This window comes from Clostridium sp. (assembly GCF_051278035.1).
Lineage (GTDB): Bacteria > Bacillota > Clostridia > Clostridiales > Clostridiaceae > Clostridium_AD.
The window spans coordinates 1-6,520 of record NZ_JBNMNU010000213.1; the positions used below are offsets into that span (position 1 = coordinate 1).

Consider the following 6,520-nt stretch of genomic DNA (forward strand, 5'->3'; position numbering starts at 1 on the left):
CTATATCAATCATATGTTTTTTTTCTGTTACGGCTGGAAATTGTGTATTAATTATCTTACCTTTGTATATCACTAATGGACTTTATGAGAATGGAATAATGTATTCTGGAATGTTTTATTCATGGGCTAGTATTATAAGTCATAATTATAAACAAAATAATGTAATTGCATTTGAAATAGAAAATATCTTTAAAGAACGTAGAGAACTTAAGTTTTTTTTCAAATCAATAAGTTGTAATGAGATTGATGAAATAATCCGTAGGAACATATAATTTTCGGATATAAAATTATACAAGGCAAAGTTTATATAGATATAAATCATGGAGGTGTTTTAAATGATATATCTTTACTATATCCTCTTAGGAGTTTTAGTTTCCTCACCGTTTTTGAATATATTATTGATTTTTAGAAACATAATTAAAAGAGCAAAAATTCAAGAAAAGTCAGATATAATAGCTTTATGGGGTATTAATTTTAATTTAATCCTGTCAATTTTTAATATTATACTGTCCATAATACTTTTTAAAATTTTTCTAATCAGGTATTTTGAAGCATATTCAATTCTTATTCCTGACTATCTTAACACATGGTACCAACTGTTCGATTATAATTCCATGCTTACAATTAAGAATACATTCTTCCAGAAATTCATTACAATACATGAACTCATTTCAATAATTATGTTTATGGGATTAGGGCTTAAAAGTTTCTCTTCTAGTATAATGTGTTTATCTCTGGCTATAACCCTCTTATATAGAGGGTTACAAAGAAAAACGATAAGCACTAAGGGCATATATTATTTAGGTAAATCAATAAAATGGGTTGAGATAGTTGAATATGAATGGAAATGTCTAATTAAGAAAAATAATATAAACCATAATATTGAATATTATATGCTATCTCTATATGTGAAGAATGATAAATTCACTAAGTGGTTTTTAAGTCAAGATACATTAAAGCATACTTTGAAAATCAGTTCACATGATAAGGACAAAGTAGATTTCTTAATTAACAGTAACAATATAAATCTGATAAATGACAATAAAACAATAGGCTATATTTGATGGGTGTATCTATATATTGTTTGGGTTGGTAATGTTAATATTCGCAAACATAATATTTGCTCTGTTGGCTACAATTGCAATATAGGTGGCTGGTCTTTCCACATCTCCTACCTGTTCTCTCCTCAACATTCCTCTGTTATATATTAATGTATAATATTATGACCATAGATTCTTTATCTATTTTTAGCAACAGAAATTGGAACAGTTTTTGTTGTTTTTTGGATATATTTGAATGCTTGTAGTGCTTTCAATTTGTAGTTGTTAACAGTTAATAACCATGCTATACTAACGCTAATTGGAGGTGTTACCTTGGCAATTAATAAAGAAACCCATGTTATAATACCCGTTGTTATGAGTATAGAAATGGAGAAACAATTAAAAGAATTAGCAAAACAAAGTGAACGGAGCAGATCCGCACAAGTTATTACATACATTAAAGAAGGTATAAAAAAGGATATATAAGGAGGGGATATATAATGGCACAAACAATTGCAGTGAGCAATCAAAAAGGCGGCGTTGGTAAGACTACCTCCACATTAAATTTGGGGGTAGCTCTTACTGAACTAGGCATGAAAGTATTAATGATAGACCTGGATCCTCAAGCTAGTTTAACAATTTCAATAGGCCTTGAGCCGGAGAATTTAGAAAAAACAATTTATAATGCATTGGTTGAAGATGTGGATATAAAGAAACTGATTTTATTTGATGACCTTCTATACTTTGTACCATCTACCATAGACCTTTCTGCAGCAGAAATGGAACTAGTATCTGAAGTAGGCCGCGAATTTAAACTTAGGGAAGCGCTTGACCCGGTGAAAGACGAGTTTGACTATATATTAATTGATTGCCCTCCTTCCCTTGGACTGCTAACTATTAATGCATTAGCTGCCTGTGATGTTGTAATTGTACCTATGGCACCCGAGTATCTTGCATTTCGCGGATTTAATTTGCTTGAAAAAACAATGACTAAGGTTAAAAAACTGAACAAAAACCTTACCTTAATGGGGATATTAGTGACTTTATACGATAATAGGACAACACACCACAAAGATGTAGTTGCTGAGCTGCAAAAGAGTTATCCAGTTTTTCATTCCATGATAAAAAAATCAATAAAATTTCCAGATGCAGTGCTAGCTGGACAACCTATTATGACCTATAATCGAAAATTTGAAGGAGCTGTTTCCTATCAAGAATTAGCTAAGGAGGTTATAGCATGGGAATTAAAAAAGTAAGCCTGGCTGATAAACTTAAAAAAGTAAATGAAATGCAATCACAAGGAGTAAAAAAAGGACAAGGTGTAGATGCATTTTTTACAAGTACAACCGATGGTGAAGATGCTAAAAAAACGGATGATTCTACAGATATAGATATGTATACGGGTACGTACACGGGCACGTCCACGGTAACGTCACCAAGCACAGACACGAAACCAGTTACGGACACGGACTCGGTGCTAGATTCATTGCTAAACAATACTGAACAATTGGTAAGATGCGTAGCCTATTTAAGAAAAGATCAATCGGATTTTGTAAAAGATCTGTCAAAGCAACTGACTAAGAAAAACAAAGGTAAAAGAATAAAAGAATCGGAGATATTTAGAATGGCTATGGATATGCTTATGGAGGCTGTGAAAAAATAAGTTATGGGAAGTATTATTGGTAAGCCCTTAAAAGACTTATGACAATATTAATATAATCACGGTCACGTACACGTGACCGTGTACAGCTACAGATACGTCATTTGTTGGTAGTTCAGTCATTAATTGTTGACCAGAGAGGACGTTGTACTTCCTAAATATAACCAATATAACGTTCGTATTTCCAATAATCCTCACCTTGTCCAATAACGGTGTTTTTCGTATTTAAATTAAACGATAAAACACCACAATTGGTATGCCTCCATAAATCGCTTTAAACGCACTGTATTCGATTTTAAATTTTATATGTATTCTTCTATGTATTTTGCACCAAACGTGCTTAAAACAGCTTGTATGTTGTTTTAAATAGTATTGTTTGATAGCTTATTCCCAACCTAATAATTTTTTCTCTAGTTCAGCAAAATTATAATCTCTTTGTTCATAATCATTAAAAGTACTTATTTTTGATTTATTTGTAGTTGTCCAATTCTCCTTTAATGCCGTTATCATAGCCCCAACGAAGTTAGTTACTGTGCTCAATTGGCTTATAATAATATACTTCTCTTTTATTTTTTCAATATCTAAATTGGCAGCATCAAGTATTCGCTGAACTTCTAAATCTGTAAGCTCCTGCTTAATCACTTGCCTAACAAGATTTATGTTACCTTCATTAAAAAAAATGGGAACAACCGATGTTGCAGCAATTTCACTTTTGGCCTTATTTTTTTTAATAATCGAAAATTGAACACTTACAATTTTTCTAACTTCTTTAATCTCATTGTAGGCAATAAGCAAATCAGTATTTGCATTTATCTCTTTTACTGCTACATTAATTACTTTTTGTTTTAAATTGGCATATTTTGGGTACTGGTCTTTGCTAATATTCAATGAATCTCTTAACATTTCTACTGTTAATATTCTATGCCCTATACCCTCGTATTGCTTGAACAGTTCATATAACCTAAAAGAATATGTACTTTTAAATTGCATTATATTTCTTAATTGATACTTTGTATAGCAATCTAACCCTAGATAAAATGGTTTTAAGTCCTTATTTATTTTAAGTATCAATACACCTTTTACATATTTAGCTGTATCTACCCAATGATATTTCATAAAGTCAGAGGTATCTACACTTTTTATTTTAATAATTCTTTGCATAAGTAGATCTGTGATACTGTCAATGTCCCTATAGAATCTACTATCACTTGTATTTAATACCTTAATCAATTCCTTAGTTTTAAACTTATATTCTTTAATGTCATCATCATCTTTATTTATCATACTTGCAAGTAATCTTATTAATTTTTGTTCTACTACAGTTAAAGTGTAGGAGGCCTCAACAAGTCTGTTGCTTTGATATACCCAATTATTATTTGCATTTTGCAGTTCGTTTGCCATTTTAGAACACCCCCTATAAGAATAATAACCCATTTTTAGAAAGTTATCAATAACCAAAAAAAAAAGGGTTATACTTCGCTATCATTTGGTTATACTTCACTATCTTTAGGTTATAGTTGACTATCATTTAGTTATACTTAAATGCAGTTTCACTATCATTTGGTTACCTTTCACTATCATTCGGTTATAGTTGGTGTACTCAAACCTAGTCATACCAGTGCTTAGAGGTATGCGTAAAAGTACTTAAAACTGTTGTTATTAAATATATATAAAACAACAACAAGTATGAGGTTGTTGTTGTTTTAGAATTTTAATAGATTTTTGGAGTTTAATTTACATAAATAATAGTGAAATTGATGTCGCCATTTTAAGATATACTATGTTTTTATAGGGATTATTATAATCATCGTTTGAATGTTCAATAGAAATAACAAAATGAAGTATAACCTTTTGATAGTATTGTTAATAATTATATTTCACTAACGGTCATTTACTCACCTTTCAATATTATTTATACAGGAGTTAAAATTTTATTACGAGTACGTGCCTGTGTACGGTCACAGGCACGTACGTATTTGATAAAAAACATTTATAATTCAGCGTAATTTCCCGGGCACTTTGGGACCTTGTATGAATAACAGTGCCCTTTAGGTAAAGGTCGCGGTGTCTGAAGCGAGCGTTACCTAAAGGGCTGCGTAGACTTTGATTTTTGAACAATATAAGAATGTTGCGAATTAACTCACTTGGAGATTTTTGCAAGTGGTGGCATGAAAGCAAAACCCAATGCTAACACAATAAAATGGATACTTCTATAATTCACACCAATAATCCCACAGAAAGATTGTACTATCACGTTAAAAATAATGAATAAAAGAATATAGAAAGCAATAGTATGTTTTATCTTAATATTTCTTTCCAAAGCAGTCCATAACGCTCTGCTCCATCCAAATTTTATTGAGATTATCATGAACAAAGGAATAGTCAAAAAACTAAGCACAAATCGAATTACTAACCATGGCATTACTCACTCCCCCTTTTATCTTGCTTCCAGCATGTGGCCTATTTTTACATGTGTGTCGGCTGTACCTGCTTAAACTCCAAATATCAGAGTTCCTAATGTCATATAAAGAATTGGAAAAAGGAATAAAATAATATTTAATATTACACCCCATTTTGCAATGTCATCTTTGTTTTTCTTTAACGGAATTAAACCTAAAATGATACCACCTGGCGCTATAAGTGATGGTAATAAGATTAAGGCTCCTTGTAATTTAGATTTATGTGTTGGCAAAATCTGAACGAATTCATTTATAATAATTACTATAAGAATAAATGCAATTCCGATTGATATCTTGCCAAACAATGTGCGTTTTGTTGATACTTCACTGTTCTTAATCATGTTTAATACCTCCATTTGCTCTTATTTTTCGTGAATGAAGTAGGTTTTTAAAGTTATAAAACTTACTATACTAATAATAAAAATTATACCTATGAAATTAAGGGGATTAATTTTGCTAATGTCTACATAAGAGTAAAATACAAACAAAAGAGCAGTTCCAATAATATTTATCCAAAATGTTATATATCCTGCCCTTTGTACATGTTTCGCTACCCGTTCATCCTTATCCCTGACCGATTTATACCACATTTTTGATTTAGAAAGTGATACATATTCTATTACTGTCCATACAACAAACATTATTGTTATAAGAGGTAGAACCCAATAACCGCCTCCTTGCACATATAGTGAATAAGTAAATAAAGAGAAACTTCGTAAGATTAATAAAATAGATAAAATTACTTTTATTAAGAAACGGTATAGATAAGTCATTTTACTCCTCCTCTTTCATCCAGAACAATTGTTCAATAGATATTCCTAAAACTTTGGACAACTTTATAGCCAAGCCCAGTGATGGCTCATATTTTTGCTTTTCTATAGATATAATTGTAAGTCGAGTTACATCCACTAAATCTGCTAACTCCTCTTGAGTCTGATTATTTTTATTGCGTAAATCTTTTACTCTATTATATATAAGGTATTTATCACCCATTTGAACCACCTCTCATTCATAATACATGTATAGTATGCTATACATGTAACGTATATGTCAAATAAATATTACTTTGAAAATTAAAAAAGGTGTTATAAAAGTTAACCTTATATAACACCTTTTCAAATTCTTGTTTATTATAACCAATAATAAATTTATCATCTACAAATAAAACAGGAATGAAGGAAATAGTAGTGGGAGTGTTTATGATGAAGGAGGGATACTGATACTTTAGTTTCTATGATTTTGATGATATACTATTGTAAAAGCTAGCTTGTGTTATTTGCATATAAGTATATAAGGATGACGAACATAATAAAAACACTTTAAATGTTATGTAAAGGTAATTATGAAGTGAAACAACCAGG

Annotated in this window: 10 protein-coding genes; 5 read left to right on the forward strand and 5 right to left on the reverse strand. The window is 30.6% G+C overall.

Translation table 11 applies throughout. The features are described from left to right. From ACJAX4_RS21045 to ACJAX4_RS21065, 5 genes are all read left to right on the forward strand, one after another. A partial coding sequence (locus ACJAX4_RS21045; protein WP_435791394.1) for a hypothetical protein occupies positions 1-272 on the forward strand: 272 nt, incomplete at its 5' end. A 63-nt stretch (positions 273-335) separates the two neighbouring features. Next, complete coding sequence (locus ACJAX4_RS21050) at positions 336-1,064, forward strand: hypothetical protein (protein ID WP_435791395.1); 729 nt, start codon at positions 336-338, stop codon at positions 1,062-1,064. A gap of 309 nt (positions 1,065-1,373) precedes the next feature. Beyond that, positions 1,374-1,526 (forward strand): hypothetical protein, encoded by a 153-nt coding sequence (locus ACJAX4_RS21055; protein WP_435791397.1) that lies wholly within the window; start codon positions 1,374-1,376, stop codon positions 1,524-1,526. A gap of 14 nt (positions 1,527-1,540) precedes the next feature. After that, positions 1,541-2,296 carry a ParA family protein gene (locus ACJAX4_RS21060; protein ID WP_435791398.1) on the forward strand — a complete coding sequence of 252 codons (756 nt, stop codon included), beginning with the start codon at positions 1,541-1,543 and terminating at the stop codon, positions 2,294-2,296. Continuing rightward, on the forward strand, positions 2,278-2,703 hold the full coding sequence (locus ACJAX4_RS21065) for a hypothetical protein (protein WP_435791399.1): 426 nt from the start codon (positions 2,278-2,280) through the stop codon (positions 2,701-2,703). Before ACJAX4_RS21060 ends, ACJAX4_RS21065 begins: the two co-directional genes overlap by 19 nt. Positions 2,704-3,084: 381 nt before the next feature. Here ACJAX4_RS21065 and ACJAX4_RS21070 read toward each other — a convergent pair whose 3' ends face one another. The 5 genes from ACJAX4_RS21070 to ACJAX4_RS21090 form a co-directional block, all read right to left on the reverse strand. Continuing rightward, on the reverse strand, positions 3,085-4,101 hold the full coding sequence (locus ACJAX4_RS21070) for a replication initiation protein (RefSeq protein ID WP_435791400.1): 1,017 nt from the start codon (positions 4,099-4,101) through the stop codon (positions 3,085-3,087). Between the two features lie 739 nt (positions 4,102-4,840). Further along, positions 4,841-5,122, reverse strand: coding sequence for a hypothetical protein (locus ACJAX4_RS21075; protein WP_435791401.1), 282 nt, complete (start codon positions 5,120-5,122; stop codon positions 4,841-4,843). A gap of 69 nt (positions 5,123-5,191) precedes the next feature. Continuing rightward, positions 5,192-5,500 (reverse strand): hypothetical protein, encoded by a 309-nt coding sequence (locus ACJAX4_RS21080; RefSeq protein WP_435791402.1) that lies wholly within the window; start codon positions 5,498-5,500, stop codon positions 5,192-5,194. 21 nt (positions 5,501-5,521) lie between these two features. Continuing rightward, positions 5,522-5,932 (reverse strand): hypothetical protein, encoded by a 411-nt coding sequence (locus tag ACJAX4_RS21085; RefSeq protein WP_435791403.1) that lies wholly within the window; start codon positions 5,930-5,932, stop codon positions 5,522-5,524. A 1-nt stretch (position 5,933) separates the two neighbouring features. Beyond that, positions 5,934-6,152, reverse strand: a complete 219-nt coding sequence (locus tag ACJAX4_RS21090; protein ID WP_435791404.1) for a helix-turn-helix transcriptional regulator — start codon at positions 6,150-6,152, stop codon at positions 5,934-5,936. Between the last annotated feature and the right edge of the window lie 368 nt (positions 6,153-6,520).

Excerpts from the sequence above, each read along its gene's own strand:
- ACJAX4_RS21080 (WP_435791402.1), bottom strand. The coding sequence starts at position 5,500 with ATGATTAAGAACAGTGAAGTATCAACAAAACGCACATTGTTTGGCAAG.
- ACJAX4_RS21085 (WP_435791403.1), bottom strand. The coding sequence starts at position 5,932 with ATGACTTATCTATACCGTTTCTTAATAAAAGTAATTTTATCTATTTTA.
- ACJAX4_RS21075 (WP_435791401.1), bottom strand. The coding sequence starts at position 5,122 with ATGCCATGGTTAGTAATTCGATTTGTGCTTAGTTTTTTGACTATTCCT.
- ACJAX4_RS21070 (WP_435791400.1), bottom strand. The coding sequence starts at position 4,101 with ATGGCAAACGAACTGCAAAATGCAAATAATAATTGGGTATATCAAAGC.
- ACJAX4_RS21065 (WP_435791399.1), top strand. The coding sequence starts at position 2,278 with ATGGGAATTAAAAAAGTAAGCCTGGCTGATAAACTTAAAAAAGTAAAT.
- ACJAX4_RS21060 (WP_435791398.1), top strand. The coding sequence starts at position 1,541 with ATGGCACAAACAATTGCAGTGAGCAATCAAAAAGGCGGCGTTGGTAAG.
- ACJAX4_RS21090 (WP_435791404.1), bottom strand. The coding sequence starts at position 6,152 with ATGGGTGATAAATACCTTATATATAATAGAGTAAAAGATTTACGCAAT.
- ACJAX4_RS21050 (WP_435791395.1), top strand. The coding sequence starts at position 336 with ATGATATATCTTTACTATATCCTCTTAGGAGTTTTAGTTTCCTCACCG.